Annotated in this window: 28 protein-coding genes; 11 read left to right on the forward strand and 17 right to left on the reverse strand. The window is 59.8% G+C overall.

All coding sequences use genetic code 11. The annotated features are described in order from the left end of the window. Positions 1 to 33: 33 nt before the first annotated feature. Positions 34 to 996: a thioredoxin-disulfide reductase gene (trxB, locus tag JUI81_RS27910; RefSeq protein ID WP_028940302.1), complete on the reverse strand. Its 963-nt coding sequence runs from the start codon at positions 994 to 996 to the stop codon at positions 34 to 36. A gap of 314 nt (positions 997 to 1310) precedes the next feature. Between trxB and cysZ the strand changes: the two genes are divergently transcribed. Both cysZ and JUI81_RS27920 read left to right on the forward strand, forming a co-directional pair. Then, a complete protein-coding gene (cysZ, locus tag JUI81_RS27915; protein ID WP_019581155.1) occupies positions 1311 to 2066 on the forward strand; it encodes a sulfate transporter CysZ in 756 nt (251 codons plus the stop codon). A 40-nt stretch (positions 2067 to 2106) separates the two neighbouring features. After that, the gene (locus JUI81_RS27920; RefSeq protein ID WP_204125456.1) at positions 2107 to 3306 is read left to right on the forward strand and encodes a glycosyltransferase family 1 protein; all 1200 of its coding nucleotides are present in this window, start codon (positions 2107 to 2109) and stop codon (positions 3304 to 3306) included. 70 nt (positions 3307 to 3376) lie between these two features. On the opposite strand, the gene JUI81_RS27925 is transcribed toward JUI81_RS27920, so the two are convergent. The 3 genes from JUI81_RS27925 to JUI81_RS27935 all read right to left on the reverse strand — a co-directional run bounded on the left by JUI81_RS27925 (position 3377) and on the right by JUI81_RS27935 (position 5762). Continuing rightward, the gene (locus JUI81_RS27925) at positions 3377 to 4480 is read right to left on the reverse strand and encodes an NADH:flavin oxidoreductase (RefSeq protein ID WP_204125457.1); all 1104 of its coding nucleotides are present in this window, start codon (positions 4478 to 4480) and stop codon (positions 3377 to 3379) included. A 189-nt stretch (positions 4481 to 4669) separates the two neighbouring features. Next, complete coding sequence (locus tag JUI81_RS27930; RefSeq protein WP_018927186.1) at positions 4670 to 5152, reverse strand: glutathione peroxidase; 483 nt, start codon at positions 5150 to 5152, stop codon at positions 4670 to 4672. Between the two features lie 124 nt (positions 5153 to 5276). Beyond that, positions 5277 to 5762, reverse strand: a complete 486-nt coding sequence (locus tag JUI81_RS27935) for a peptidylprolyl isomerase (RefSeq protein WP_007942189.1) — start codon at positions 5760 to 5762, stop codon at positions 5277 to 5279. On the opposite strand from JUI81_RS27935, the gene JUI81_RS27940 reads away from it, so the two are divergent. From JUI81_RS27940 to JUI81_RS27950, 3 genes are read left to right on the forward strand one after another with little or no spacing between them, the layout of a single operon-like run. Further along, positions 5731 to 6069, forward strand: coding sequence for a DUF3565 domain-containing protein (locus JUI81_RS27940; protein WP_204125458.1), 339 nt, complete (start codon positions 5731 to 5733; stop codon positions 6067 to 6069). The genes JUI81_RS27935 and JUI81_RS27940 overlap by 32 nt on opposite strands. A gap of 60 nt (positions 6070 to 6129) precedes the next feature. Continuing rightward, positions 6130 to 8229, forward strand: a complete 2100-nt coding sequence (gene pta / locus JUI81_RS27945; RefSeq protein WP_019581159.1) for a phosphate acetyltransferase — start codon at positions 6130 to 6132, stop codon at positions 8227 to 8229. After that, positions 8230 to 9135 carry an acyltransferase gene (locus JUI81_RS27950; RefSeq protein ID WP_096479550.1) on the forward strand — a complete coding sequence of 302 codons (906 nt, stop codon included), beginning with the start codon at positions 8230 to 8232 and terminating at the stop codon, positions 9133 to 9135. It begins immediately after the preceding gene. An 83-nt stretch (positions 9136 to 9218) separates the two neighbouring features. Here JUI81_RS27950 and cysN read toward each other — a convergent pair whose 3' ends face one another. From cysN to JUI81_RS27965, 3 genes are all read right to left on the reverse strand, one after another. Continuing rightward, positions 9219 to 11117: a sulfate adenylyltransferase subunit CysN gene (cysN, locus tag JUI81_RS27955; protein ID WP_019581161.1), complete on the reverse strand. Its 1899-nt coding sequence runs from the start codon at positions 11115 to 11117 to the stop codon at positions 9219 to 9221. A gap of 9 nt (positions 11118 to 11126) precedes the next feature. Next, entirely contained in the window at positions 11127 to 12044 is a 918-nt protein-coding gene (cysD, locus tag JUI81_RS27960) for a sulfate adenylyltransferase subunit CysD (protein WP_007941268.1), read from the reverse strand. Between the two features lie 146 nt (positions 12045 to 12190). Continuing rightward, positions 12191 to 12949, reverse strand: coding sequence for a Nif3-like dinuclear metal center hexameric protein (locus JUI81_RS27965; protein ID WP_018927191.1), 759 nt, complete (start codon positions 12947 to 12949; stop codon positions 12191 to 12193). A 102-nt stretch (positions 12950 to 13051) separates the two neighbouring features. On the opposite strand from JUI81_RS27965, the gene algW reads away from it, so the two are divergent. Further along, complete coding sequence (algW, locus tag JUI81_RS27970) at positions 13052 to 14212, forward strand: Do family serine endopeptidase AlgW (protein WP_018927192.1); 1161 nt, start codon at positions 13052 to 13054, stop codon at positions 14210 to 14212. A 55-nt stretch (positions 14213 to 14267) separates the two neighbouring features. On the opposite strand, the gene hisC is transcribed toward algW, so the two are convergent. The 10 genes from hisC to JUI81_RS28020 form a co-directional block, all read right to left on the reverse strand. Further along, positions 14268 to 15320, reverse strand: a complete 1053-nt coding sequence (gene hisC, locus JUI81_RS27975) for a histidinol-phosphate transaminase (RefSeq protein ID WP_204125459.1) — start codon at positions 15318 to 15320, stop codon at positions 14268 to 14270. A 2-nt stretch (positions 15321 to 15322) separates the two neighbouring features. Continuing rightward, the gene (hisD, locus tag JUI81_RS27980; protein WP_018927194.1) at positions 15323 to 16648 is read right to left on the reverse strand and encodes a histidinol dehydrogenase; all 1326 of its coding nucleotides are present in this window, start codon (positions 16646 to 16648) and stop codon (positions 15323 to 15325) included. 125 nt (positions 16649 to 16773) lie between these two features. Continuing rightward, complete coding sequence (gene hisG / locus JUI81_RS27985; protein ID WP_007941260.1) at positions 16774 to 17409, reverse strand: ATP phosphoribosyltransferase; 636 nt, start codon at positions 17407 to 17409, stop codon at positions 16774 to 16776. A 126-nt stretch (positions 17410 to 17535) separates the two neighbouring features. Then, a complete protein-coding gene (murA, locus tag JUI81_RS27990; RefSeq protein ID WP_018927195.1) occupies positions 17536 to 18801 on the reverse strand; it encodes a UDP-N-acetylglucosamine 1-carboxyvinyltransferase in 1266 nt (421 codons plus the stop codon). Between the two features lie 22 nt (positions 18802 to 18823). Beyond that, positions 18824 to 19063 (reverse strand): BolA family protein, encoded by a 240-nt coding sequence (locus JUI81_RS27995; RefSeq protein WP_018927196.1) that lies wholly within the window; start codon positions 19061 to 19063, stop codon positions 18824 to 18826. Between the two features lie 114 nt (positions 19064 to 19177). Further along, positions 19178 to 19483, reverse strand: coding sequence for a lipid asymmetry maintenance protein MlaB (locus tag JUI81_RS28000; RefSeq protein WP_019581163.1), 306 nt, complete (start codon positions 19481 to 19483; stop codon positions 19178 to 19180). Further along, positions 19480 to 20133 carry a phospholipid-binding protein MlaC gene (locus JUI81_RS28005; protein WP_028940293.1) on the reverse strand — a complete coding sequence of 218 codons (654 nt, stop codon included), beginning with the start codon at positions 20131 to 20133 and terminating at the stop codon, positions 19480 to 19482. Before JUI81_RS28005 ends, JUI81_RS28000 begins: the two co-directional genes overlap by 4 nt. A gap of 11 nt (positions 20134 to 20144) precedes the next feature. Beyond that, positions 20145 to 20612: an outer membrane lipid asymmetry maintenance protein MlaD gene (gene mlaD / locus JUI81_RS28010; protein ID WP_018927199.1), complete on the reverse strand. Its 468-nt coding sequence runs from the start codon at positions 20610 to 20612 to the stop codon at positions 20145 to 20147. Then, positions 20612 to 21409 (reverse strand): lipid asymmetry maintenance ABC transporter permease subunit MlaE, encoded by a 798-nt coding sequence (gene mlaE / locus JUI81_RS28015; protein ID WP_019581164.1) that lies wholly within the window; start codon positions 21407 to 21409, stop codon positions 20612 to 20614. Before mlaE ends, mlaD begins: the two co-directional genes overlap by 1 nt. Further along, positions 21409 to 22218, reverse strand: coding sequence for an ATP-binding cassette domain-containing protein (locus JUI81_RS28020; protein ID WP_019581165.1), 810 nt, complete (start codon positions 22216 to 22218; stop codon positions 21409 to 21411). The genes mlaE and JUI81_RS28020 overlap by 1 nt, the downstream gene beginning before the upstream one ends. A 275-nt stretch (positions 22219 to 22493) precedes the next feature. Between JUI81_RS28020 and JUI81_RS28025 the strand changes: the two genes are divergently transcribed. Genes JUI81_RS28025 through lptB form a run of 5 tightly spaced genes read left to right on the forward strand, consistent with a single transcriptional unit; the run spans position 22494 to position 25829 of the window. Then, entirely contained in the window at positions 22494 to 23468 is a 975-nt protein-coding gene (locus JUI81_RS28025; RefSeq protein WP_019581166.1) for a KpsF/GutQ family sugar-phosphate isomerase, read from the forward strand. Beyond that, positions 23468 to 23992, forward strand: coding sequence for an HAD family hydrolase (locus JUI81_RS28030; protein WP_008037377.1), 525 nt, complete (start codon positions 23468 to 23470; stop codon positions 23990 to 23992). The genes JUI81_RS28025 and JUI81_RS28030 overlap by 1 nt, the downstream gene beginning before the upstream one ends. A 7-nt stretch (positions 23993 to 23999) precedes the next feature. After that, complete coding sequence (gene lptC, locus JUI81_RS28035) at positions 24000 to 24572, forward strand: LPS export ABC transporter periplasmic protein LptC (RefSeq protein ID WP_019581167.1); 573 nt, start codon at positions 24000 to 24002, stop codon at positions 24570 to 24572. Then, positions 24559 to 25104, forward strand: coding sequence for a lipopolysaccharide transport periplasmic protein LptA (lptA, locus tag JUI81_RS28040; protein WP_019581168.1), 546 nt, complete (start codon positions 24559 to 24561; stop codon positions 25102 to 25104). Before lptC ends, lptA begins: the two co-directional genes overlap by 14 nt. Beyond that, positions 25104 to 25829 (forward strand): LPS export ABC transporter ATP-binding protein, encoded by a 726-nt coding sequence (lptB, locus tag JUI81_RS28045; RefSeq protein WP_018927206.1) that lies wholly within the window; start codon positions 25104 to 25106, stop codon positions 25827 to 25829. The genes lptA and lptB overlap by 1 nt, the downstream gene beginning before the upstream one ends. The last annotated feature ends 23 nt before the right edge of the window (positions 25830 to 25852 follow it).

A 25852-nucleotide genomic window follows, 5' to 3' on the forward strand; every position in this document is an offset into this window, starting at 1 on the left:
CCGGCCAAGGCCGGTTTTTTGTTTACTACGGAATCAGAACGAAACGTTCTGCAGGCCGTCTAGGTAACGCTCAGTGTCCAGTGCCGCCATGCAGCCGGCGCCGGCCGAGGTGATGGCTTGACGGTAAACGTGGTCGGCCACGTCACCGGCAGCAAAGATACCTTCGACGCTGGTGGCAGTGGCGTTGCCGTCACGGCCGCCCTGTACAACCAGGTAGCCGTCTTTCAACGTCAGCTGACCTTCGAACAACGACGTGTTCGGGGTGTGGCCGATGGCGATGAACACGCCGTCGACTTTGATTTCGTCGAAGCTGCCATCGTTGTTCTTCAGGCGAGCACCGGTCACGCCCATGTTGTCGCCCAACACTTCGTCCAGGGTCGCGTTCAGCTTCAGGATGATCTTGCCTTCGGCAACCCGGGCATTGAGCTTGTCGATCAGGATTTTCTCGGCGCGGAACGTTTCGCGACGGTGAATCAGGGTCACGGTGCTGGCGATGTTGGCCAGATACAGTGCTTCTTCGACAGCGGTATTACCGCCACCGACCACAGCCACTGGCTTGTTGCGATAGAAGAAACCGTCACAGGTCGCGCAGGCCGAAACGCCTTTGCCCATGAACGCTTCTTCCGACGGCAGGCCCAGGTAACGAGCGCTGGCACCGGTAGCGATGATCAGGGCGTCGCAGGTGTAAGTCGCGCTGTCGCCAATCAGGGTGTACGGCTTGGCAGCGAAGTCCACGGCATTGATGTGATCAAACACGATCTCGGTTTCAAAGCGCTCTGCGTGCTCTTTCATCCGTTCCATCAGCGCCGGGCCGGTCAGGCCGTGGACGTCGCCCGGCCAGTTGTCGACTTCGGTGGTGGTGGTCAGTTGACCGCCGGCTTGCATGCCGGTGATCAGCAGTGGCTTGAGGTTGGCACGGGCAGCATAGACCGCAGCGCTGTAACCGGCAGGGCCGGAACCGAGAATAATCACTCGCGAATGACGAACTTCAGACATGACCTGCTCCTGTTGACCGGCCCGAAACACTGGGCGCGGAACGCCGGATTGCCGGCGGGAATAAAAAAGGACCGTTGAAAGCACTTGGGGAAGGCTTGAACTCGACAGTCCTGTAAAAGAATGGGTGCAGCGTATCGAGGGGGCGAAGATTAAGGAAATACGGTTTAACAATCCAGCTCATAGGCGGTCTCTATTCCGTTGCAGTGAATGTATAGACGCCTTTGTTACAGTTAATGTCGATGCCGCTACCGCGCTTTCGCACCTCAGGCAAAGCCGGTAAGGTCGGCGCGTTTCCCTCTTGTTCGGAGCTCGTTATGCCCGCCCCCGTTCTCTCCGGCCCGCAATACCTGCGCGAAGGCCTCAATCTGGTCCTGAGCCCAAGTCTGCGTCTGTTCGTGTTGCTGCCGCTGGCGATCAACCTGGTGCTGTTCGTCGGATTGATCTATCTGGCCGGTCATCAGTTCAGCCTATGGGTCGATACGCTGATGCCGTCCCTGCCCGATTGGCTGAGCTTCCTCAGCTATATCCTCTGGCCGATATTCGTGGTGTTGGTGGTGTTGATGGTGTTCTTCACCTTCACGATGCTCGCCAACGTCATCGCCGCACCGTTCAACGGCTTCCTCGCGGAGAAAGTCGAAGTGGTGGTGCGCGGCACCGACGATTTCCCGACCTTCAGCTGGAGTGAACTGATTGCCATGATCCCCCGCACCCTGTCCCGGGAAATGCGCAAGCTAGGCTATTTCCTGCCAAGGGCCATCGGGCTGTTCATCCTGTCGTTCATCCCGGTGGTCAACATCATTGCCGCACCGCTGTGGCTGCTGTTCGGGGTGTGGATGATGGCGATCCAGTACATCGACTACCCAGCGGACAACCACAAGCTGGGCTGGAACGAGATGCTCGCCTGGCTGCGCAAGAAGCGCTGGCAGAGCATGAGCTTCGGCGGGATCGTTTATCTGGTGCTGCTGATTCCGGTGGTCAACATTCTGATGATGCCGGCTGCGGTGGCCGGGGCGACGCTGTTCTGGGTGCGTGAGCGTGGCGCGGAGAATCTGGTGGCAGAGCGCCGTTAATCGCGTCACATATCCATCATCCCACCGTCACAATGACGACATGGCCTCAGTCGACACTGAGGTCATGACGACAGCTCTGCATATCACTCTGATCACCGAAACCTTCCCCCCGGAAATCAACGGCGTGGCCAATACCCTTGGCCGCTTGTTCGACGGTTTGCGCGCGCGCGGGCATCAGATCGAGTTGGTGCGGCCACGTCAGGGCGGCGACCCGCTGATGGGCAGCAATGATGAGTTGCTACTGTGTCGGGGCTGGCCGCTACCGGGTTATCCCGGCCTGCAATGGGGGCAGTCGTCAATGCACAAGTTGCTGCGGCGCTGGAAGCGCCATCGCCCGGACGTGCTGTACATCGCCACCGAAGGACCGCTGGGGTTGTCGGCGTTACGCGCGGCACGGCGTTTGGGGATTTCGGTGGTCAGCGGCTTTCATACCAATTTTCAGCAGTATTCCAGCCAGTATGGGCTCGGGTTGCTGACGCGTTTGCTGACCCACTACCTGCGCTGGTTTCACAATCGCTCGACCCTGACCCTGGTGCCCAGCGCCAGCCAGCGACTGGAACTGGAGCGGCGCAGTTTCGAGCGCCTGGCGCTGCTCTCTCGAGGCGTCGACAGCCAGTTGTTCCATCCGGCCAGACGACTGAAATCACTGCGTGAGCAATGGGGACTGGCCGAGGATGACATCGCCTTCATCCACGTAGGACGTTTGGCCCAGGAGAAGAATCTTGGTCTGCTCAAGCGCAGTTTCGACATGCTGAAAACCACTTATCCACAGCGGAACATGAAATTGATTGTGGTCGGCGACGGTCCGCAACGATCGGCGCTGGAAAAGGAATTGCCCGAGGCGATTTTTTGCGGCTCACAACGCGGCGAAGCGCTGGCCAGTCACTATGCCTCGGGGGATGTGTTTCTGTTTCCGAGCCTGACCGAGACCTTCGGCAATGTGGTGCTTGAGGCATTGGCCTCAGGGCTGGGGGTGGTGGCGTACGATCAGGCTGCGGCGGCTCAGCATATTCGCCATGGCTACAACGGCGTATTGGCCATGCCCGGGGATGAGCAGGCGTTCTGCGATGCGGCACGCTGGCTGCTGGAGGAGCGCGAAACCTTGCGCTGCGTGCGGCTCAATGCCCGCCAGCATGCAAGCCGTCAGGGCTGGGCGGCGATTATCGAGCAGTTCGAGGGGCAGTTGCGGGGGGCTTGTGCGCAGGAACAAGTTCTATCCGATGCAGCGTTGTTGCCTTAAAAGCTTCGCGGGCAAGCCTCGCCCCTGTAGGAGCGAGGCTTGCCCGCGAAAAGGCCTTTTCAGTCGCCGTTTACACCAGCGTCATCAACGCATCACGGCTGAACGGCAAAATGTCCTGCTCACGACCGTCACGCACTTTCTGCGCCCAGTCCGGGTCCACCAACAACGCACGACCCACCGCCACCAGGTCGAACTCATCGTTATTCAAACGCTCCAGCAGTTTTTCCAGGCTGGCGGGCTGTGCGATCTTGTCGGTGTTGACCATGAATTGCAGGAACTCGCCATCCAGGCCGACGCTGCCAACGGTGATGGTCGGCTTGCCGGTGAGCTTGCGGGTCCAGCCGGCCAGGTTCAGTTCGGAACCGTCGAACTCCGGCTCCCAGAAACGGCGTGTCGAGCAGTGGAAAATATCCACGCCGGCGTCGGACAACGGCTTGAGAAATTCGCCCAACGCCTCTGACGTCTGCACCAGACGCGCGGTGTAGTCCTGCTGCTTCCACTGGGAGAAACGGAAGATGATCGGGAATCCCTCGCCGACTGCTGCGCGCACCGCCTGAATCAGTTCGATGGCGAAGCGCGAACGGTTGGCCAGGCTGCCACCGTATTCGTCGGTGCGCTGGTTGCTGCCTTCCCAGAAGAACTGGTCCACCAGATAACCATGGGCACCGTGGATTTCCACGCCGTCCATGCCGATGCTCTGGGCGTCTTTGGCGGCTTGGGCGAACGCAGTGATCACCTCCTGAATATCCTGCTGGGTCATGCCGTGAACCACGACCTGTCCGTCTTTCAGTTTTTCCGACGGACCGTAACCCGGCACGCTGGCATCCGGCTCGGTGCCGATACGGCGCACGCTGCCCACATGCCACAGTTGGGGAACGATCTTGCCGCCCTCGGCATGCACTGCATCGACGACTTTTTTCCAGCCGGCCAGCGCAGCTTCACCGTAGAAGTGCGGCACGTTCGGGTAGCCGTTGGAGGCCTTGTGACCGACGGTGGTGCCTTCGGTGATGATCAGGCCAACTCCGGCGGCAGCGCGGCGACGGTAGTATTCGATCACTTTGGAGTTGGGCACGCCGCCCGGCGAAAACGAGCGGGTCATCGGTGCCATGACGACGCGGGTCGGCAGTTCGAGAGCGCCGAGGTGAAAAGGCTTGAACAGGGCTTTGACAGGCATTGGACGCTCCACGGAACATAGACTTTATGACGACGATAATATGGAGAGCGCCCTGCCTTGAACAGCACTATTGATTTTAGTGATTAAGGATTAGAAACGAAAAGATCGCAGCCTTCGGCAGCTTCTACAGAGGAATGTGAACACCTGTAGCTGCCGAAGGCTGCGATCTTTTGATCTTGATCTGCGCTTTTAACTCAGAGCTTTTTCAATCGCCTGGATAACAGAAGGATCATCCGGCGCCGTACGTGGCGAGAACCGCGCCAATACGCGACCGTCCTTGCCCAACAGGAATTTTTCGAAGTTCCAGGTGATGTCGCCCGGAAACTCCGCGCCCTCGCCCGCCAGCAGGCGGTACAGCTGATGACGTTCGTGACCGTTGACTTCCAGCTTGCTGGACAACGGAAAGGTCACGCCATAGTTGAGGCTGCAGAACGCCTGGATCTCCTGCTCGGTACCCGGTTCCTGCCCGGCAAACTGGTTGCACGGCAAGCCCAGCACGCTGAAACCCTTGCCCTTGTATTGCTGGTAGAGGTTTTCCAGAGCAGCGTACTGTGGGGTCAAGCCACATTTGGAGGCGACGTTGACCACCAGCACGACGTGCCCTTTGAAGGGCGCCAGAGGTAACTCCTGGCCATCCAAAGTTTTCAATGTAAGGTCGTGAAAAGCACTCATGACGGACTCCAGATTTCCCGTGTTCTTCTCGAAACAGCCACTTGGTCATGTCGCCAAGGACAGCCGCGGACTAAAAAGGCGCCCTCGGGCGCCTCTCCAGTTCTCGAAAGCTTAGCGCAGAAAATCAGTGGTGATGGCCACCTTCGCCATGGACGTGACCATGAGCGATTTCTTCCTGGCTGGCATCACGGATGGCAACGATCTTGACCTGGAAATTCAGGCGCTGACCGGCCAGCGGGTGGTTGCCGTCGACGGTGACATCGTCGCCGTCCAGATCGCGAATAGTGACGATCTGCATCTGGCCGTCCGGAGCGGAAGCGTGGAACTGCATGCCCACTTCCAGTTCGTCGACGCCTTCGAACATGCTGCGGCTCAGGGTGCTGACCAGTTCGGCAGCGTATTCGCCGTAGGCATCTTCAGGTTCTACGGCAACAGTCAGTTCGTCACCAACTGCTTTGCCTTCCAGCGCCTTTTCCAGGCCCGGAATGATGTTACCTGCGCCTTGCAGATAGACCAGCGGCGCGCCGCCGGCGGAGCTGTCGATGACCTCACCAGCGTCGTTGGTCAGGGTATAGTCGATGGAGACAGCCTTATTGGCGGCGATCAGCATGGGGCGAGACCTTTTGCATAAGAATGATGAATGTCCAAGTTTAGCGAAGCAATCGCCCGAAAGCGAACACAACCCGGACAAACGGGGTGCGATGAAAGCCTCGACCATTACAGGTTTCCATCAGGACGAGGACGGGCACTGGGTGGCCGAGCTGTCCTGCGGCCATACCCAACACCTGCGGCACCAGCCGCCGTGGCAATCCCGGGCCTGGGTGCTGGACCCTGTGCTGCGCAATGAAAAAATAGGCCAGCCCTTTGATTGCGGTTGGTGCGCACAAGGCTCGGTTAGCGATAACCTTGACCACTGAATATCGGTAGAACGCCAGCCATAGGCGTTCACCATTGCCATGCACCCTTAGAGAATCCGCATGCAAACTTTTTTTATCGCGCCCACCGATTTTGGTGTGGGTCTGACCTCCATCAGCCTCGGGCTGGTGCGTACCCTTGAGCGGGCCGGCCTCAAAGTCGGCTTTTTCAAACCGATTGCCCAACCGCACCCGGGCGACACCGGCCCTGAACGCTCCACCGAACTGGTGGCCCGCACCCACGGCTTGAAACCGCCTCAGCCATTGGGCCTGGCCCATGTCGAGCGGATGCTCGGCGACGGTCAGCTGGACGAATTGCTCGAAGAAATCATCACCCTTTATCAGCAAGCCGCTGTCGGCAAGGACGTGCTGATCGTCGAAGGCATGGTCCCGACCCGCAGCGCCAGCTACGCCGCGCGGGTCAACTTGCACTTGGCCAAGAGCCTCGACGCCGACGTGATTCTGGTTTCGGCGCCGGAAAACGAAGTGCTGACCGAATTGTCCGGCCGGGTGGAATTGCAGGCGCAATTGTTCGGCGGGCCGAAAGACCCGAAAGTGCTGGGCGTGATCCTCAACAAGGTCAAGACCGACGAAAGCATGGACGTCTTCGCCTCGCGCCTGAGAGAGCACTCGCCGTTGCTGCGCAGTGGCGACTTCCGTCTGCTCGGCTGCATCCCGTTTCAACCGGAGCTGAACGCGCCGCGCACCCGTGACGTGGCCGAGCTGATGGGCGCTCAGGTGCTCAATGCCGGTGACTACGAAACCCGGCGCATGACCAAAATCATCATTTGCGCCCGCACCGTGCGCAACACCGTGGAGCTGCTCAAGCCCGGCGTGCTGGTGGTGACCCCCGGCGATCGCGACGACATCATCCTCGCGGTCAGCCTCGCAGCGATGAACGGTGTGCCCCTGGCCGGCCTGCTGCTGACCAGCGACACCCTGCCCGACCCGCGCATCATGGAGCTGTGCCGTGGCGCCTTGCAGGCCGGCCTGCCGGTGTTGTCGGTGAGCACCGGTTCCTACGACACCGCCAACCAGTTGAACGGTTTGAACAAGGAAATCCCGATCGACGACCGCGAGCGCGCAGAGATCATCACCGATTTCGTCGCCAGCCACCTCGACGCCAACTGGCTGCACCAGCGCTGCGGCACACCACGGGAAATGCGCCTGTCGCCTGCAGTGTTCCGCTATCAACTGATCCAGCGTGCCCAGGCCGCCAACAAGCGCATCGTGTTGCCCGAGGGCAGCGAGCCGTTGACCGTCCAGGCCGCCGCGATCTGCCAGGCACGGGGCATCGCCCGTTGCGTGTTGCTGGCCAAGCCGGCAGACGTCGAGGCGGTCGCCCGCGCCCAAGGCATCGAGTTGCCACCGGGGCTGGAAATCCTCGACCCGGACCTGATCCGCGAGCGTTACGTCGAGCCGATGGTTGCGCTGCGCAAGACCAAAAGCCTCAACGCGCCGATGGCCGAGCAGCAACTGGAAGACACCGTGGTGATCGGCACCATGATGCTGGCGCTGGATGAAGTCGACGGGCTGGTGTCCGGGGTCATTCACTCCACCGCCAACACCATCCGCCCGGCCCTGCAACTGATCAAGACCGCGCCGGGTTGCACCCTGGTGTCGTCGGTATTCTTCATGCTGTTTCCCGAAGAAGTGCTGGTCTACGGCGACTGCGTGATGAACCCGCACCCGAGTGCCAGCGAACTGGCCGAGATCGCCTTGCAAAGCGCCGATTCGGCAGCGGCGTTCGGCATCACTCCGCGAGTGGCAATGATCAGCTACTCCAGCGGTGAATCGGCCAGCGGCGAAGAAGTCGAGAAGGTTCGCGAGGCCACGTTGCTCGCCCACGAACAGCAACACTCACTGCTGATCGACGGCCCGTTGCAGTACGACGCCGCCGCCAACGAAACCGTGGCCCGGCAACTGGCGCCGAACAGTCAGGTGGCCGGTCGCGCCACGGTGTTCGTGTTCCCCGACCTGAACACCGGCAACACCACCCACAAAGCCGTGCAACGCAGCGCCGACTGCGTCAGCCTCGGACCGATGCTGCAAGGCCTGCGCAAACCGGTGAACGACCTGCCGCGTGGCGCGCAAGTCGACGACATCGTGTACACCATCGCGTTGACCGCGATTCAAGCTGCCAACCGACCTATGGATGTTTAAATGCTGGATTTTCTACCTGCACCCGTGCGCGGTGTGATCGCCTCGCTGCTGTTGGCGCTGAATACGATTCTGCTCTGCTCGTTTCTGTTCTGTGTGGCGCTGTTCAAAGTGCTGCCGTTCGCCCTCACCCAACGTTTCGCGCGCTGGCTGATGAGTCATACCCACGAAGCGTGGATCAGTAACAACAAGGGCTGGATGAATCTGGTTTGCCGCACACGCTGGCACCTCAGCGGTTTGCAAGACCTCGACTATCGGCACTCCTATCTGATCACCAGCAACCACCAGAGCTGGGTCGACATCATGGTGTTGCAGTACGTGCTCAACCGTCGCATCCGCCCGCTGAAGTTCTTCCTCAAACAGGAACTGATCTGGGTACCGGTGATTGGCCTGGCGTGGTGGGCGTTGGGTTTTCCGTTCATGAAGCGTTACTCCAAGGCCTATCTGGAAAAGCATCCGGAGAAGAAAGGCAAAGACCTGGAAACCACCCGCAAGACCTGCGACAACTTCCGCAATAACCCGGTGGGGATTTTCAACTTCGTCGAAGGCACGCGCTTTACCAAGGGTAAGCACGCCCAGCAGAGTTCACCGTTCCGCTACCTGCTCAAGCCGAAAGCGGGCGGCATTGCATTCGTGCTGGATGCCATGGGCGACCAGCTGGAAGCCATCGTCAACGTGACCATCCACTACCCGGCGGGGCGTCCGGGTTACTGGGATTTGCTCTGCGGTAATGTGAAAGACGTGGTGGTGCACTTTCAGGAGCTGAAGATTCCGCCGCAGTTCGTCGGCAAGAACTATGACCAGGACGGGGTGTATCGCCTGGAGTTTCAGGGCTGGATCAATCAGCTGTGGCAGGACAAGGATGCGCTGCTGGGGCAGATGCACCGTGAGTATCCAGTGAATTCTTGAGGTGCTCGCGAAGGTGTCCTCCCGGACACAAAAAAGCCCGCAGACGATCGCTCATCTGCGGGCTTTTTGTTTTCAGCTAATGCTTAGATCGCGCCACGCTTGCGCAGCAGATCCAGCACTTGCTTGACGCTTTCTTCCAGCGACAGCGACTGGGTGTCGATCACCAGATCGGCATTCAGCGGCACGTCGTACGGGAAGGATTCGCCCGGGATGTTGTCGCCACCCGCCGCGTACAGACCTTGCGGATCACGCTCGGCACAGACCGTCGGCGAGGCCTGGACGTAGACCGTCAGCAGACGCTCCTTGCCAATCAGGTCCTTGGCCTGCTCACGACCTTCGGCACTCGGGGCAACGAACGCCGCCAGTGTCAGCAGGCCGGCTTCGTTGAACTGACGCGCAACGTGCGCCGCACGACGCCAATTCTCGGTACGCCCGGCGCGGTCATGTGGCAGGCCTTTGTTCAGGTCATGGCGCAGGTTCTGGCCATCGAGTACGAATACCGCGCGACCCATGTCGAACAGCTTGCGTTCAACCGCATACGCCAGGGTGCTTTTGCCCGCGCCCGACAGGCCGCTGAACAACACGGTAGCCGGTTGCTGACCGAAGCGCTGGGCGCGTTCTTCGGTGGCTACATGGGCCAGTTTACCGTGGTGGGAGCTGCTGCCATGCGCCAGCGGCTGAGCGATGATCATGCCGGCCGCGACCGTGCCGTTGGTCAAACGGTCGATGACGATGAACGAACCGGTGGTGCGGTTGCTGTCGTAACCGTCCAGCGCAATGGCCGCGTCGAGGCTGATCTTGACCCGACCGATCTCGTTCAGCTGCAACGAGCTGGCAGGCCCTTCGGCCAAGGTGTTCACGTCCACGCGATTGACGATGCTGGTGATCGAGCCCGGCACGTAAGTCGTGGCGCGCTTGATGTCGTATTTCTTGCCCGGCAGCATCGGTTCTTCGGCCATCCACACCAGCATGGCGTCGAAGGCGTCGGTCACTTGCGGCTGGTTATCGGCGTGCACCAGCAGGTCGCCGCGGGAGATGTCGATCTCGTCTTCCATGGTCAGCGTCACCGCTTGACCAGGACCAGCATGCTCCAGCTCACCTTCGAAGGTGACAATGGATTTCACGCGGCTGCTCTTGCCCGATGGCAACACAACGACTTCGTCACCCTTGTGCACGATGCCGCTGGCCAGGGTGCCGGCGAAACCACGGAAGTTCAGGTTCGGACGGTTGACGTACTGCACCGGGAAACGCAGGTCGGTGTAGTTGCGGTCGCTGGCGATTTCGACGGTTTCGAGGATTTCCATCAGCGACTGGCCGGTGTACCACGGCGAGCGCTCGGACTTGTTCACCACGTTGTCGCCCTTGAGCGCGGACATTGGCACGAACGCCATGGTGCTCGGCTTGAACGCGATGCCTTCGGCGAACTTCAGGTAATCGGCCTTGATCGACTCAAATACGCTTTCGTCGAAGCCGTTGAGGTCCATCTTGTTGATAGCGACCACGATGTGCTTGATGCCCAGCAACGAGGCGATAAAGCTGTGGCGACGGGTCTGGGTCTGCACGCCGTAACGGGCGTCGACCAGGATGATCGCCAGGTCACAGGTGGATGCACCGGTGGCCATGTTGCGGGTGTACTGCTCATGGCCGGGGGTATCGGCGATGATGAATTTGCGCTTGGCGGTAGAGAAATAGCGGTAGGCGACATCGATGGTGATGCCCTGCTCACGCTCGGCCTGCAAGCCGTCGACCAGCAACGCCAGGTCGATGTCTTCGCCGGTGGTGCCGACTTTTTTCGAGTCGCGGGTAATGGCTTCCAGATGATCTTCGTAGATCATTTTGGAGTCGTGCAGCAGGCGCCCGATCAGGGTGCTCTTGCCGTCGTCGACGTTGCCACAAGTCAGAAAGCGCAGCATTTCCTTGCGTTCATGCTGGCCCAGGTAGGCGAGGATGTCCTCGCTGATCAAATCAGATGCGTGCGACATGACAACCCCTTAGAAATAACCCTGACGTTTCTTTTCTTCCATGGAACCGGCGCCATCGTGATCGATGACTCGGCCCTGGCGTTCGGAAGTTCGCGTCAGGAGCATTTCCTGAATGATGTCGGTCAGGCTAGTGGCCTCGGACTCGACAGCACCGGTCAACGGGTAGTCGCCCAGTGTACGGAAACGGACCTTCTTCTTGACGATGCGCGCCTTGTCTTCGTCGCTCAGGTGATTGAGCAGGCGTTCGTCGTCGATCATGATCCAGGTGCCGTTCATCTCGATGACATCACGCTCGGCAGCGAAGTACAGCGGCACGATCGGGATGCCTTCCAGATAGATGTACTGCCAGATGTCCAGTTCGGTCCAGTTCGACAACGGGAATACGCGGATCGATTCGCCCTTGTTGACCTTGCCGTTGTAGACGTTCCACAGCTCCGGGCGCTGGTTTTTCGGGTCCCAGCGGTGCTTGCTGTCACGGAAGGAATACACGCGCTCTTTGGCACGGGACTTCTCTTCGTCACGACGGGCGCCACCGAATGCAGCGTCGAAGCCGTACTTGTCGAGGGCCTGTTTGAGGCCTTCGGTCTTCATGATGTCGGTGTGCTTGGCACTGCCGTGGGTCAGCGGGTTGATACCCTGCGCAACACCCTCGGGGTTGACGTGTACCAGCAGGTCTAGGCCGAGCTCTTCGACCATGCGGTCGCGGAACGCGTACATTTCCTTGAACTTCCACTGGGTGTCGACGTGCATCACCGGAAACGGAAGTTTGCCCGGGAAGAATGCCTTGCGCGCAAGGTGCAGCATCACGGCGGAGTCTTTACCGACGGAGTACAGCATCACCGGGTTATCGAACTCGGCGGCGACCTCGCGGATGATGTGGATGCTTTCGGCCTCCAGCTGTTTCAGATGCGTCAGTTTGTCGACCATGGCTACTCACGAAAACGATCTTATGGACGGCCTGCGGGCCGTGTTCGAGCGGGGAATCCTAGCACAGCGCCCTCTTCTAATCAGGACGGTGGCTAGATCGAAAGGGTATATGAATATACCCCCTCGTTTGGGCTCCAGCCCTGTAGTCAAATCGGGTTCGGGCAATCGATGAAGATGTGCTCGAGGGCGAAACGTCGCGCCAGGTAATCACCCAAAGCCTGCACACCGTAACGCTCGGTGGCATGGTGGCCCGCGGCGATGAAACTGATGTCGTTTTCCCGGGCGCTGTGGAACGTCTGCTCGGAGGCCTCTCCGCTGAGGTACAGATCGACACCGGCCAACACCGCTTGGTCAATGTAACCCTGGCCGCCACCGGTGCACCAGCCGACCCGACGAATCATCTCGCTGCCTTCGATCAGCAGCGGCTCGCGCCCCATGACTTCCTGTACCCGACGGGCAAAATCGCGGGGAGTCATCGGTTCGCTCAACGAGCCGACCAACCCGACGATTTTCAGGTTGTCCGGATCCAGTGGGCCTTCGACGGTAATGTCCAATTGCCGGGCAAGCTGTACGTTGTTGCCGACTTCAGGGTGCAGGTCCAGCGGCAAGTGATAGGACAGCAGGCTGATGTCGTGCTTGAGCAGGGTTTTCAACCGGCGCTGCTTCATGCCAGTGATGCACGGGTTCTCGCCTTTCCAGAAATAGCCGTGATGCACCAGCACCAGATCGGCCTGGGCCTCCACCGCGGCGTCCAGCAACGCCTGGCTGGCGGTGACACCGCTGACGATGCGCATTACTTGCGGCCGGCCTTCGACCTGCAAGCCGTTGGGGCAGTAATCGGCAATCTTCGCACTTGCCAGGTAACGGTCGGCTTCTTCGACCAGGGTGCTCAGGGCGACGGCCATAAAAGACTCCTAAATATCCCGTTCAGAGGCGCGCGCGGCCTCGTATAATGCGCGACATTATGGGCGGTCTCATACCGCCTGCAACCTCTCAGGACGTGCTTAATGCTCAAGGCGCTGCGTTTTTCCGGCTGGCCGCTGTTGGCCGGCGTGCTTGTCGCTCTACTGATTATTCAGCGTTACCCGCAGTGGGTCGGGCTGCCAAGCCTCGACGTCAATCTGCAACAAGCCCCGCAAACCCTTGGTGTGCAGCAGGGCCCGGTGTCCTATGCCGATGCGGTGACCACGGCTGCGCCGTCGGTGGTCAACCTTTACACCACCAAAGTGGTCAACAAACCCAGCCATCCGCTGTTTGAAGACCCGCAGTTCCGCCGCTTCTTCGGCGACAACTCGCCCAAGCAGAAGCGCATGGAGTCGAGCCTCGGTTCGGGCGTGATCATGAGCCCGGAAGGTTACCTGCTGACCAACAACCACGTGACCAGCGGTGCCGACCAGATCGTGGTGGCGCTCAAGGATGGTCGTGAAACCCTGGCCCGGGTCATCGGCAGCGACCCGGAAACCGACCTCGCGGTATTGAAGATAGACCTGAAAAACCTGCCGTCGATCACCGTCGGCCGTTCCGACAACCTGCGCATCGGCGACGTGGCCCTGGCCATCGGCAACCCGTTCGGCGTCGGCCAGACCGTGACCATGGGGATCATCAGTGCCACCGGGCGCAATCAGTTGGGCCTGAACAACTACGAAGACTTCATCCAGACCGACGCCGCGATCAACCCCGGCAACTCCGGCGGTGCACTGGTGGACGCCAACGGCAACCTGACCGGCATCAACACGGCGATCTTCTCCAAGTCCGGTGGCTCGCAAGGCATCGGCTTCGCGATCCCGGTCAAACTGGCGATGGAAGTGATGAAGTCGATCATCGAACACGGCCAGGTGATTCGCGGCTGGCTCGGTATCGAAGTGCAACCTTTGAGTCAGGAACTGGCGGAATCGTTTGGCTTGTCGGGACGCCCTGGAATTGTGGTCGCGGGGATTTTCCGTGACGGCCCGGCGCAGAAGGCCGGCCTGCAACTAGGCGACGTGATCCTCAGTATCGACGGTGAACCGGCTGGCGATGGTCGCAAGTCAATGAACCAGGTGGCGCGCATCAAACCGACCGACAAGGTCACGATTCAGGTGATGCGCAACGGTAAAGAACTCAAGCTCACCGCAGAAATCGGTCTGCGTCCGCCGCCGGCACCGATCCAGGAAAAAGAAGAAGAGTAAGCGGGGCCCTGTGGGAACGAGCCGCGCCGCTCGCTCCCACAGGAACAGTTTTGGTCTAGAGGTCGCCGAGGCCGTCGATCAGTGCCTGATTCTGCTCCGGCGCGCCAATCGAAATCCGCAGGAACTGGGCAATCCGCTCTTGCTTGAAGTGCCGAACGATCACGCCCTGCTCACGCAACTTCGCCGCCAGCCCTGCCGCATCGTGCTTCGGGTGACGGGCGAAAATGAAGTTCGCCGCCGACGGCAACACTTCAAACCCCTTCGCCTCCAGTTGCGCGATTACCTTCTCGCGACTCTCGATGACCAACCGGCAAGTCTTGTCGAAATACTCGCGATCCTCGAACGCCGCCGCAGCCCCCACAATCGCCAGACGATCCAGCGGGTAGGAGTTGAAGCTGTTCTTGATCCGCTCCAGCGCCTCGATCAGGTCCGGATGCCCCACCGCCAGGCCAACCCGCAGGCCGGCCAAAGAACGGGACTTGGACAGGGTCTGAGTCACCAACAGATTCGGATAACGGTCCACCAGAGTGATCGCCGTTTCCCCACCGAAGTCGATGTAAGCCTCATCCACCACGACCACCGAATCCGGGCTGGCCTTGAGAATCTGCTCGACAGCGTCCAGCGCCAGCAAGCAACCGGTCGGCGCATTCGGGTTCGGGAAGATGATCCCGCCGTTCGGCTTTGCATAGTCCGCCGGGTTGATCTGGAACTGTTCGTCCAGCGCAACCGCATCGAACGTGATGCCATACAACCCGCAGTAAACAGGGTAGAAGCTGTAGCTGATGTCCGGGAACAGCAGCGGTTTATCGTGTTGCAGCAAACCGTGAAAGATGTGCGCCAGAACTTCATCGGAACCGTTACCGAGGAACACCTGATTGCCCTGCACGCCGTAGTACTTGGCAACGGCTTGCTTGAGCAGGTCGCTGTTCGGGTCCGGGTACAGACGCAGGTTGTCGTTCAGTTCGGTTTGCATCGCCGCCAGGGCTTTTGGCGATGGACCGTACGGGTTTTCGTTGGTGTTGAGCTTCACCAGTTTGGCCAGTTTCGGCTGCTCGCCCGGCACATAAGGCACCAGATTCTTGACGAACGGGCTCCAGAATTTACTCATGTTCAGTTCCCCTGCTTGTCATCAAGAATGCGGTATTCAGCACTGCGGGCGTGAGCGCTCAGCGATTCGCCACGGGCCAGTACGGAGGCGGTCTTGCCCAGTTCGGAGGCACCCTGCTCGGAGCAGAAGATGATCGACGAACGTTTCTGGAAGTCGTAAACACCCAGCGGCGAGGAGAAGCGCGCAGTGCCGGAGGTCGGCAATACGTGGTTCGGACCTGCGCAGTAGTCGCCCAGGGCTTCGGAAGTGTGGCGGCCCATGAAGATCGCGCCGGCGTGACGGATCTGCGGCAGCCAGGCCTGCGGATCGGCGACCGACAGCTCCAGGTGCTCCGGGGCAATGCGGTTGGCCACTTCGATGGCCTGTTCCATGTCGCGAACCTTGATCAGCGCACCACGGCCATTGATCGAGGTTTCGATGATCTCGGCGCGTTCCATGGTTGGCAGCAGTTTGGCGATGCTTGCCGCGACCTTGTCGAGGAACTCGGCGTCCGGGCTGACCAGAATCGCCTGGGCGTCTTCGTCGTGCTCGGCCTGGGAGAACAGGTCCATGGCGATCCAGTCCGGATCGGTCTGGCCGTCGCACACCACCAGAATCTCCGACGGGCCGGCGATCATGTCGATGCCGACCTGGCCGAACACGTGGCGCTTGGCAGTGGCGACATAAATGTTGCCCGGGCCAACCACTTTGTCGACCTTCGGCACGCTTTCGGTGCCGTAAGCCAGCGCCGCAACCGCCTGCGCGCCGCCGATGGTGAACACCCGGTCGACGCCGGCGATGCAGGCTGCGGCCAGCACCAGTTCGTTGACTTCACCGCGCGGGGTCGGCACGACCATGACCACTTCGGTCACGCCCGCCACCTTGGCCGGAATCGCGTTCATCAGCACCGAGGACGGGTAGGACGCCTTGCCGCCCGGCACGTACAGACCGGCGCGATCCAGTGGCGTGACCTTCTGGCCCAGCACCGTGCCATCGGCTTCGGTGTAGCTCCAGGAGTCCTGTTTCTGCTTTTCGTGGTAGCTGCGCACACGGGTCGCGGCTTTTTCCAGGGCTTCGCGCTGAGGCACGGTGATGCGGGTCAATGCCAGTTCCAGGCGTTCGCGCGGCAGGATCAAGTCCGCCATGGACGCCACTTGCAGGCCATCGAACTTCTGGGTGAACTCGACCACCGCCGCATCGCCACGCTCGCGCACGGCCTTGATGATGTCCAGCACCCGCTGATTGACCGAGTCGTCAGACACACTTTCCCAGCTCAGCAGATGATCCAGATGATGTGCGAAATCCGGGTCAGCAGCGTTGAGTCGGCGAATTGCAGTCGGTGCGGTCATAGCGAGAGCCTCATAGGATTGGCAAAAACTCGGGCGCCCTAAGCTAGCCGTTGATCCGCTTGGGCACCCGAGAATTCTGGCTATGAGGCGGATAGACGGGCGCGACTCAAGGTCGCGCAGGTGAATCAGCCGCGGTGTCGAGACTCCACTGCCTTGCGCAGGGTGTCGATCAACGCCTGGATACGGGCATGCTGCATTTTCATCGACGCCTTGTTGACGATCAGACGGGAGCTGATGGCAGCGATAAAATCCTGTGGCTCCAGGCCATTGGCCCGCAGCGTGTTACCGGTGTCGACCACGTCGATGATCTTGTCCGCCAGACCGATCAGCGGCGCCAACTCCATCGAGCCGTAGAGCTTGATGATATCGACCTGACGACCCTGTTCGGCATAGTAGCGCTTGGCGACGTTGACGAACTTGGTGGCAATGCGCAGACGGCCCTTGGGCTCGACTGCGCCGACTTTACCGGCCGTCATCAGTTTGCACTGGGCGATTTGCAGGTCCAGTGGTTCGTACAAACCCTGGCCGCCGTATTCCATCAGCACGTCTTTACCGGCGACGCCCAGATCGGCGGCACCATGCTCGACATAGGTCGGCACATCGGTGGCACGCACGATCAGCAAGCGCACATCGGCCTGGGTCGTGGGGATGATCAGCTTGCGGCTCTTGTCCGGATTCTCGGTCGGCACGATGCCCGCTTCAGCCAGAAGCGGCAGGGTGTCGTCAAGGATGCGGCCCTTGGACAGTGCGATAGTCAACATGGGAAACGTCAGTCCTTATCAAGGTACTCATGCCCGGTCGCAAACGGCGCCGGACACACATCGAGCCGGAAACCGGCTCGACTTCAACAAATCAACGGACGCGTCCCTGCGCCCATGCAGCAGAAACTAGCCCGGTACGCGGCGGATCTTGGCGCCGAGCATCTGCAGCTTCTCTTCGATGCACTCATAACCACGGTCGATGTGGTAAATGCGATCGATCAGGGTATCGCCTTCGGCGATCAGCGCCGAGATCACCAGGCTGGCCGAAGCACGCAGGTCGGTGGCCATGACTGGCGCGCCCTTGAGCTTTTCGATGCCGGTGACGATGGCGGTGTTGCCTTCAACCTGGATGTGCGCGCCCATGCGGTGCAGTTCGTAAACGTGCATGAAACGGTTTTCGAAGATCGTCTCGATCACGGCACCAGTGCCTTCGGCAATGGCGTTGAGGGAGATGAACTGCGCTTGCATGTCGGTCGGGAACGCCGGGTATGGAGCGGTCCGCACGTTGACGGCTTTCGGCCGCTTGCCGTGCATGTTCAGCTCGATCCAGTCTTCACCGGTGGTGATTTCGGCGCCGGATTCGCGAAGTTTTTCCAGAACGGCTTCGAGGATGGTCGGATCGGTGTCCTTGACCTTCACACGCCCACCGGTGACCGCTGCCGCCACCAAATAGGTGCCGGTCTCGATACGGTCAGGCATCACTTTGTAAGTGGTCGTGTGCAGACGCTCGACGCCATCGATGGTGATGGTGTCGGTGCCGGCGCCGGAAACCTTCGCGCCCATGGCGTTCAGGAAGTTCGCCAGGTCGACGACTTCAGGCTCGCGAGCAGCGTTGGCCAGAACGCTGCGGCCCTTGGCCAGAGCGGCCGCCATCATGATGTTCTCGGTACCGGTCACGCTGACGGTGTCGAAGAAGAAGTGCGCACCGCGCAGGCCGCCTTCAGGAGCCTTGGCCTTGATGTAGCCGCCTTCAACGTCGATGACCGCGCCCATGGCTTCAAGACCACGGATGTGCAGGTCAACCGGACGCGAACCGATGGCGCAACCGCCAGGCAGTGCAACTTCGGCTTCACCGAAACGGGCAACCATCGGGCCCAGCACCAGGATCGAGGCGCGCATGGTTTTAACCAGTTCGTACGGCGCGATCAGGGTCTTGATGGTGCGTGGGTCGATTTCGACGCTGAGTTTCTCGTCGATCACAGGTTCAATGCCCATGCGACCGAACAGCTCGATCATGGTGGTGATGTCGTGCAGGTGCGGCAGGTTGGCCACGGTCACCGGGCCATCGCACAGCAAGGTGGCAGCCAGAATCGGCAAGGCAGAGTTCTTTGCCCCGGAGATGCGGATCTCGCCATCAAGACGAGCGCCACCAGTAATAATCAATTTATCCATAAGAATCTCGACGCCCTTGGGCTCAGGTGCGCTCGGCCCAGGCCGCGCTGCTGAAAAATTTCATAGTGACCGCATGGATGCTGCCATCGACAATCCACGGGTTCAAATGGGCATAGACCTGCTGCTGACGCTTCACCGGGCTCAACGCCGCCAGTTCATCGCTGATCACGTTCAGCTGGAAATTGCAGCCTTCGCCTTCAACTTCCACCTTCGTGTTTGGCAGCTTTCCTTCAAGGAAGCTCTTCACTTCTACGGCCTGCATGCTCAACCTCAATCGGCGCCCTGTGCGCGCGGGTCGGACATCATACAAAAAAGCCCCGCGCCTGCGAACCCCGCGAAGCAGGACTCTGACGGGGGGCTTCTTTATAGATGCGGTTCAGGGGTGCGCCAACAGCTCGGTCAATTCGCTGACCTGAGCGATTTTGCGCATGTCTTCGGGCATCGCGCGAATGCTCACGGCCTTGCCGGCCACCTGAGCATCGCGCATGAAGCACAGCAGCAGCGACAAGCCGACACTGCTGGACTTCTCCACTGCGGAGCAATCGACCACCAGCGCAGGCGCCTTGCTGGACTTGATCAGTACCTGCCCCTGCTTGCGCAAGTTCGGGCCGGTCCGGTAATCCAGCACACCGCTGAGCAGCAGCTCGCCGGTTTCGCTTATGCGAATGGCCGACTCACTCATTGGGCTTTCTTCTCAACAGCTTTTTCGGTGTTTTCCTTGGCTTTGGCGACTTCCCCGGCCCAACCATTGATGGTCTTGTCCAGATCGTTGCCATTGCGCTGCATCGCATCAGCGAACTGATCGCGGAACAGCTTGCCGATGTTGATGCCGTTGATGATGACGTTACGCAGCTTCCATTCGCCGTTGATCTTTTCGAGTGTGTAAGACACAGGATAGATCGCGCCGCTGCTGCCTTTGACCGTCATGCCAACGCTGGTACGGTCTCCCGATTCATCCTTGGCAGGCTCAACAGTGATGCCCTGGTTGTTGTATTCGAGCAATGCGTTGCCATAAAACTGGAACAGGCCCTTTTTGAAGTTTTCTTCAAACGTCTTCATTTGCTCGGGCGTTGCTTTGCGCGAGTATTTGACGGTCATGATGCTTTTGGAAATGCCTTCGGCATCCACCACGGGGCCGACGATGGTGTTCAACGCCGTATAAAAGTCTTGTGGATCCTGCTTGTACTTCTCTTTATTGGCCGACAGGTCGGCGAGCATCCGGGTCGTGGTGTCCTGAACCAGATCGTGCGCCGACTGCGCCGCCAGGGCGTTAGCCATCAACGGCAAGGCCGCGAGCAATATCAACAGGCCACGTCGCAAGATAGAGATCATTGAAAAGCTCCTCATTTGGCGTCTTTGCTAACGGTATTGAGCAGAAATTTACCGATCAGGTCCTCGAGCACCAACGACGACTGCGTGTCGTGGATGGTTCCACCATCCTTGAGCAGGGCTTGTTCCCCACCCACGCTGATACCGATGTATTTCTCACCCAACAGGCCAGCGGTCAGGATAGATGCAGTGGAGTCAGTCGGCAGGTTATCTACGCGCTTTTCCAGTTGCATGGTCACCCGACCGGTGAAGCTGTCGCGATCCAGATCGATCGCCGTGACCTTGCCGATGGTCACACCGGCCATGGTCACTTTAGCTCTGACAGTCAAACCGGCGATATTATCGAAATATGCATAAAGTTTATAAGTATCGGTGGTTGCGCTCGGGGACAGGCCACTGACCCGCAACGCAAGCAACAGCAAAGCCAGGATGCCAGCCAGCAAGAAAAGGCCGACACCGATTTCCAGGGTGCGGTTTTGCATCAGAAATCTCCAAACATCAAGGCGGTCAGAATAAAGTCCAGGCCGAGTACCGCCAAAGAGGCGTACACCACGGTCTTGGTAGTGGCACGACTGATCCCCTCGGAAGTGGGCTCGCAGTCATACCCTTGGAATACGGCGATCCAGGTCACGACGAAGGCAAAAACGATGCTTTTGATAATGCCGTTCAGCACATCGTCGACAAACATCACGCTGTTTTGCATGTTCGACCAGTAGGAGCCCTCATAGACACCCAGCCAGTCGACGGCCACCCACGAACCACCCCAGATACCCACCACGCTGAAAATCATCGCCAGCACCGGCAGGGAAATGAAGCCGGCCCACAGGCGCGGAGCAATAATGTACTTGAGCGGGTCAACCCCGATCATTTCCAGACTGGACAGTTGCTCGGTGGATTTCATGTTGCCGATTTCGGCGGTCAGCGCCGAACCCGCACGCCCGGCGAACAGCAAGGCCGTGACGACGGGCCCCAGTTCACGCAGCAGCGTCAGCGCAACCATCTGCCCGACGGCCTGCTCCGAACCGTAGCTGGACAGGATGTTGAAGCCCTGTAGCGCCAGCACCATGCCGATGAACACCCCGGAGACCACGATGATCACCAGGGACATCACGCCAACCGAATGCAGTTGCTTGACCAGCAGGCCAAAACTGCCGCCGATGCCACCGCGACCGAGCAAGGCATGAAACAGGAACAGCGCCGAACGCCCGAACACCGCCAGCACATCGATGCCGGCGTGGCCGAAACGGCGCACTCTTTCTATTAATGAAATCTTGCGCATCAGCGCTTCCCCAGAAGATCTGCGCGGTAATCCGTCGCTGGAAAGTGGTATGCGACCGGGCCGTCGGGTTCGCCAGTCATGAACTGGCGAATCCGTGGCTCCTGCGAGTTCATCAACTCCTTGGGTGTGCCCTGCCCCAACACTTGCCCGTCACCCACCACAATGATGTAGTCGGCGATGCTCGCGGTCTCGGCCAGATCGTGGGAGACCACGATGCTGGTGATGCCCAGCGCATCGTTGAGCAAGCGGATCAGGCGCACCAGCACGCCCATGGCGATCGGGTCCTGGCCAACAAAAGGCTCGTCGTACATGAGAATTTGCGGGTCGAGGGCAATCGCCCGGGCCAGCGCGACTCGACGTTTCATGCCGCCAGACAATTCGTCAGGCATCAGGTCTAGGGCGCCACGCAAGCCCACGGCCTGCAATTTGAGCAGGACAATGTCGCGAATCATCTCTTCCGGCAGCGTGGTATGAACACGCAGCGGAAAGGCGACGTTCTCGAATACATCGAGATCGGTAAACAGCGCGCCGCTCTGAAACAGCACGCCCATGTGCTTGCGCGCATCGAACAAATCGCTGCGCGACAACGTTGGCAGGTTCTGGCCATTGACCCAGACTTCGCCGCTGGTGGGGCGCAATTGGGCCCCCATCAACCGCAACAGCGTGGTCTTGCCACACCCGGAAGGCCCCATGATGCCGGTGACCTTGCCGCGTGGTATGCGGATATCAATGTTATTGAAAATGCTGCGCGCACCGCGCTTGAAGGTCAGTCCCTTCAGCTCGACCGCGTAGGCGTTATCGGCACTCATCTAAACTCCTTGCGATGCAGCCTCTCACTCGGACGCCTGGCTTTCTGACGAAAGCACATACCTTCCCGGGCAGGCCGAACTGGCGGCGAACTATATCACTGCAATCACCAAGCGCCCAAGGCCCAAGCCGGGCACTATCAACAACATGAGCGCCTGGAATCATCTATTTAGAGGATTCGGCAACAAGGAATGACAAACCGCGACGAACTTACGTGAGGGTTTTGATCATTACCGTTATAATCGCCGCCTTTTCATCAGGCTATACGATTTCTGACATGAGCCAATCCAGCGATCTGATTCAATCTGCACAACGCACCATCCGTCTCGAACTGGAAGCCGTGCAAGGCTTGTTACCCCATATCGACGCAGATTTCGTACGCGCTTGCGAGATGATTCTGGCCAGCAAAGGCCGCGTAGTCGTGGTCGGCATGGGCAAATCGGGGCACATCGGCAACAAGATTGCCGCCACCCTGGCCAGCACCGGCACCACGGCGTTCTTCGTGCATCCAGCCGAAGCCAGCCACGGCGACATGGGCATGATCACGCGTGACGACATCATCCTGGCACTATCGAACTCCGGCTCCACCAATGAAATCGTTACCCTGCTGCCACTGATCAAGCGCCTGGGCATCAAATTGATCAGCGTCACCGGCAATCCCGACTCGGCGCTGGCCAAGGCCGCCGAGGTCAACCTCAACGTCCACGTCGAGCACGAAGCCTGCCCGCTGAACCTGGCGCCAACCTCATCGACCACCGCCGCTCTGGTGATGGGCGATGCCCTGGCGGTGGCGCTGCTGGAAGCCCGCGGCTTTACCGCTGAAGATTTCGCCTTTTCCCACCCAGGCGGCGCACTTGGCCGACGCCTGCTGTTGAAAGTGGAAAACGTCATGCACGCCGGGCAAGAGCTGCCGCAGGTTAAGCGCGGCACCCTGCTCAAGGACGCATTGATGGAAATGACCCGCAAGGGCCTGGGCATGACCGTGGTTCTAGAGGCCGACGGTAAACTTGCCGGGATCTTCACCGACGGCGATCTGCGTCGCACCCTGGACCGCAGCATCGACATCCACAGCGCCACCATCGAGCAGGTCATGACCGCCCACGGCAAGACCGCACGTGCCGAGATGCTGGCTGCCGAGGCGTTGAAAATCATGGAAGACCACAAGATCAACGCATTGGTCGTGGTCGACAGCGAAGACTGCCCGGTCGGCGCCTTGAACATGCACGATTTGCTGCGCGCTGGAGTAATGTAATGAGCACGGACCTGCTGCAACGCGGCAAACAGATCAAACTGGCGGTATTCGACGTCGACGGCGTGCTGACCGACGGGCGCCTGTACTTCCTCGAAGACGGCAGCGAATTCAAGACCTTCAACACGCTCGACGGCCAAGGCATCAAGATGTTGATGGCAGCCGGCGTGCAGACCGCTATCATCAGCGGACGCAAGACCCCGGTGGTCGAACGACGGGCCAAGAACCTCGGCATTCCACACCTGTATCAGGGTCGCGAAGACAAACTGGTGGTGCTCGACGAGCTCCTTGCCCAACTCAACCTGAGCTATGAACAAGTGGCCTATCTCGGCGACGACCTGCCAGACCTGCCGGTGATTCGCCGCGTCGGCCTGGGCATGGCCGTGGCCAACGCCGCCAGCTTCGTGCGCGAACACGCCCACGGCATCACCCAGGCCCGTGGCGGCGAGGGTGCCGCGCGCGAATTCTGCGAATTGATCCTGCGCGCCCAGGGCCGCCTCGATGCGGCCAACGCCGCGTACCTGTGAGCCCATCATGCTGAGCAAAAAGATTCGCAACATCCTGATATTCGGTTGCATCGCGGCGCTATTCGCTGCGGTCGGCTACTGGAACATCAGCCCGGAACGCTTCCTCGACAAGCCAGTGGCGCATGTCGATGAAGCCATGATCGACTATTACGCCACCAACGCCCACAGCGTGCAGTACCTGCCGGACGGCAAATTGCAGTATGAAATGACGTCCGACAAGGTCGAACACCTGAAAGCGACGGAAGTGACGTTGCTGTCCAACCCTGACCTGAACATGTTTCGCGGCACCGAATTTCCCTGGCACGTCCAGAGCGAACGCGGCGAAGTCAACCCGGACGGTACCCAGGTCGAGCTGATCGACTCGGTACGTATCACGCGTTTCGACGAAAAAAACCGTAAAACCCTGATTACCACCACCCGTATGACAGTGTTCCCGCAGCAGCAATATGCGCAGACCGATCAACCCGTTAGAATCGACGGCGCCGGCGGTGTATCGACAGGCAACGGAATGAAAGCGTACTTGAAAGAAAGCAGGATACACCTGCTATCGAACGTAAGAGGACAGTATGAGGCTCGTTAAAACCCTCCCTATTTTGCTCAGTCTGAGCGCAGCACTGGGAAGCGTGAGCGCCTGGGCTCTGCCGACCGATCAAGCGCAGCCTATCCGCATTCAGGCCGACGACGCCCAACTGGACGACAAGAACGGTGTTGCCACCTATAAAGGTGATGTGATCATCACTCAGGGCTCGATGAAGGTCACCGGCAACACCGTGACCATCACTCGCACCCCGACTGGCGACATCGACGTGGTGACCTCGGTGGGCAACCTGGCGTACTTCGAGCAATTGCAAACAGCTGGCGACACCAAGCCTGTTCAGGGTTGGGGCGTGACCATCCAATATCACGCCGCGCAAAACCGCGTCGTACTGATCGACAAGGCCAAAGTTGTCGACAAGGACAACAACGTCACCCAGGGCGAAAAAATCGTCTATGACACGGTGAAAAAATTGGCCAGCGCCGGTCGCGCCACGGGCAGCAAGGTCACCGAGGCACGTCCGCGTATCGACATGGTGATCCAGCCGAAGAAGAAAACCGACGAGAAAACCCAGTAATGGCAACTCTGAAAGCTCAGCACCTGGCCAAGAGCTACAAGAGCCGCCAGGTCGTGCGCGACGTCAGCCTGTCCATCGACAGCGGCCAGATCGTCGGCCTGCTTGGCCCCAACGGCGCCGGCAAAACCACCTGTTTCTACATGATCGTGGGCCTGGTACAGGCCGATCAGGGGCGCGTACTGATCGATGACCTGGACGTCAGCCACCAGCCGATGCATGGTCGCGCGAAGGCCGGTATCGGCTATCTTCCGCAAGAAGCGTCGATCTTCCGCAAGCTGTCGGTGACCGACAACATCATGGCCATCCTCGAAACCCGTAAGGAGCTCGACAAGGCCGGTCGCCGCAAAGAGCTGGAAAGCCTACTGCAGGAATTTCACATCCACCACATTCGTGACAGCCTTGGCATGAGCCTGTCCGGTGGTGAACGCCGTCGGGTGGAAATCGCCCGGGCACTGGCCACCAACCCGAAATTCATCCTCCTCGACGAACCCTTCGCCGGCGTGGACCCAATCTCGGTGGGCGACATCAAGCAGATCATCCATCACCTCAAAGCCAAAGGCATTGGCGTGCTGATCACTGACCATAACGTCCGTGAAACCCTGGACATCTGCGAAACCGCCTACATCGTCAACGATGGCCAGCTGATCGCTGAAGGCGACTCCGCCACCATCCTGGCCAACGAACTGGTCAAGGAAGTGTATCTGGGCCATGAGTTCCGCCTGTAAGCGCTGAGGTGCCTGGCCAGTCG

Source organism: Pseudomonas sp. 008 (assembly GCF_016861935.1).
Lineage (GTDB): Bacteria > Pseudomonadota > Gammaproteobacteria > Pseudomonadales > Pseudomonadaceae > Aquipseudomonas.

Excerpts from the sequence above, each read along its gene's own strand:
- trxB (WP_028940302.1), bottom strand. The coding sequence starts at position 996 with ATGTCTGAAGTTCGTCATTCGCGAGTGATTATTCTCGGTTCCGGCCCT.
- cysZ (WP_019581155.1), top strand. The coding sequence starts at position 1,311 with ATGCCCGCCCCCGTTCTCTCCGGCCCGCAATACCTGCGCGAAGGCCTC.
- JUI81_RS27920 (WP_204125456.1), top strand. The coding sequence starts at position 2,107 with ATGGCCTCAGTCGACACTGAGGTCATGACGACAGCTCTGCATATCACT.
- JUI81_RS27925 (WP_204125457.1), bottom strand. The coding sequence starts at position 4,480 with ATGCCTGTCAAAGCCCTGTTCAAGCCTTTTCACCTCGGCGCTCTCGAA.
- JUI81_RS27930 (WP_018927186.1), bottom strand. The coding sequence starts at position 5,152 with ATGAGTGCTTTTCACGACCTTACATTGAAAACTTTGGATGGCCAGGAG.
- JUI81_RS27940 (WP_204125458.1), top strand. The coding sequence starts at position 5,731 with ATGGAGACAGCCTTATTGGCGGCGATCAGCATGGGGCGAGACCTTTTG.
- JUI81_RS27935 (WP_007942189.1), bottom strand. The coding sequence starts at position 5,762 with ATGCTGATCGCCGCCAATAAGGCTGTCTCCATCGACTATACCCTGACC.
- pta (WP_019581159.1), top strand. The coding sequence starts at position 6,130 with ATGCAAACTTTTTTTATCGCGCCCACCGATTTTGGTGTGGGTCTGACC.
- JUI81_RS27950 (WP_096479550.1), top strand. The coding sequence starts at position 8,230 with ATGCTGGATTTTCTACCTGCACCCGTGCGCGGTGTGATCGCCTCGCTG.
- cysN (WP_019581161.1), bottom strand. The coding sequence starts at position 11,117 with ATGTCGCACGCATCTGATTTGATCAGCGAGGACATCCTCGCCTACCTG.
- cysD (WP_007941268.1), bottom strand. The coding sequence starts at position 12,044 with ATGGTCGACAAACTGACGCATCTGAAACAGCTGGAGGCCGAAAGCATC.
- JUI81_RS27965 (WP_018927191.1), bottom strand. The coding sequence starts at position 12,949 with ATGGCCGTCGCCCTGAGCACCCTGGTCGAAGAAGCCGACCGTTACCTG.
- algW (WP_018927192.1), top strand. The coding sequence starts at position 13,052 with ATGCTCAAGGCGCTGCGTTTTTCCGGCTGGCCGCTGTTGGCCGGCGTG.
- hisC (WP_204125459.1), bottom strand. The coding sequence starts at position 15,320 with ATGAGTAAATTCTGGAGCCCGTTCGTCAAGAATCTGGTGCCTTATGTG.
- hisD (WP_018927194.1), bottom strand. The coding sequence starts at position 16,648 with ATGACCGCACCGACTGCAATTCGCCGACTCAACGCTGCTGACCCGGAT.
- hisG (WP_007941260.1), bottom strand. The coding sequence starts at position 17,409 with ATGTTGACTATCGCACTGTCCAAGGGCCGCATCCTTGACGACACCCTG.
- murA (WP_018927195.1), bottom strand. The coding sequence starts at position 18,801 with ATGGATAAATTGATTATTACTGGTGGCGCTCGTCTTGATGGCGAGATC.
- JUI81_RS27995 (WP_018927196.1), bottom strand. The coding sequence starts at position 19,063 with ATGCAGGCCGTAGAAGTGAAGAGCTTCCTTGAAGGAAAGCTGCCAAAC.
- JUI81_RS28000 (WP_019581163.1), bottom strand. The coding sequence starts at position 19,483 with ATGAGTGAGTCGGCCATTCGCATAAGCGAAACCGGCGAGCTGCTGCTC.
- JUI81_RS28005 (WP_028940293.1), bottom strand. The coding sequence starts at position 20,133 with ATGATCTCTATCTTGCGACGTGGCCTGTTGATATTGCTCGCGGCCTTG.
- mlaD (WP_018927199.1), bottom strand. The coding sequence starts at position 20,612 with ATGCAAAACCGCACCCTGGAAATCGGTGTCGGCCTTTTCTTGCTGGCT.
- mlaE (WP_019581164.1), bottom strand. The coding sequence starts at position 21,409 with ATGCGCAAGATTTCATTAATAGAAAGAGTGCGCCGTTTCGGCCACGCC.
- JUI81_RS28020 (WP_019581165.1), bottom strand. The coding sequence starts at position 22,218 with ATGAGTGCCGATAACGCCTACGCGGTCGAGCTGAAGGGACTGACCTTC.
- JUI81_RS28025 (WP_019581166.1), top strand. The coding sequence starts at position 22,494 with ATGAGCCAATCCAGCGATCTGATTCAATCTGCACAACGCACCATCCGT.
- JUI81_RS28030 (WP_008037377.1), top strand. The coding sequence starts at position 23,468 with ATGAGCACGGACCTGCTGCAACGCGGCAAACAGATCAAACTGGCGGTA.
- lptC (WP_019581167.1), top strand. The coding sequence starts at position 24,000 with ATGCTGAGCAAAAAGATTCGCAACATCCTGATATTCGGTTGCATCGCG.
- lptA (WP_019581168.1), top strand. The coding sequence starts at position 24,559 with ATGAGGCTCGTTAAAACCCTCCCTATTTTGCTCAGTCTGAGCGCAGCA.
- lptB (WP_018927206.1), top strand. The coding sequence starts at position 25,104 with ATGGCAACTCTGAAAGCTCAGCACCTGGCCAAGAGCTACAAGAGCCGC.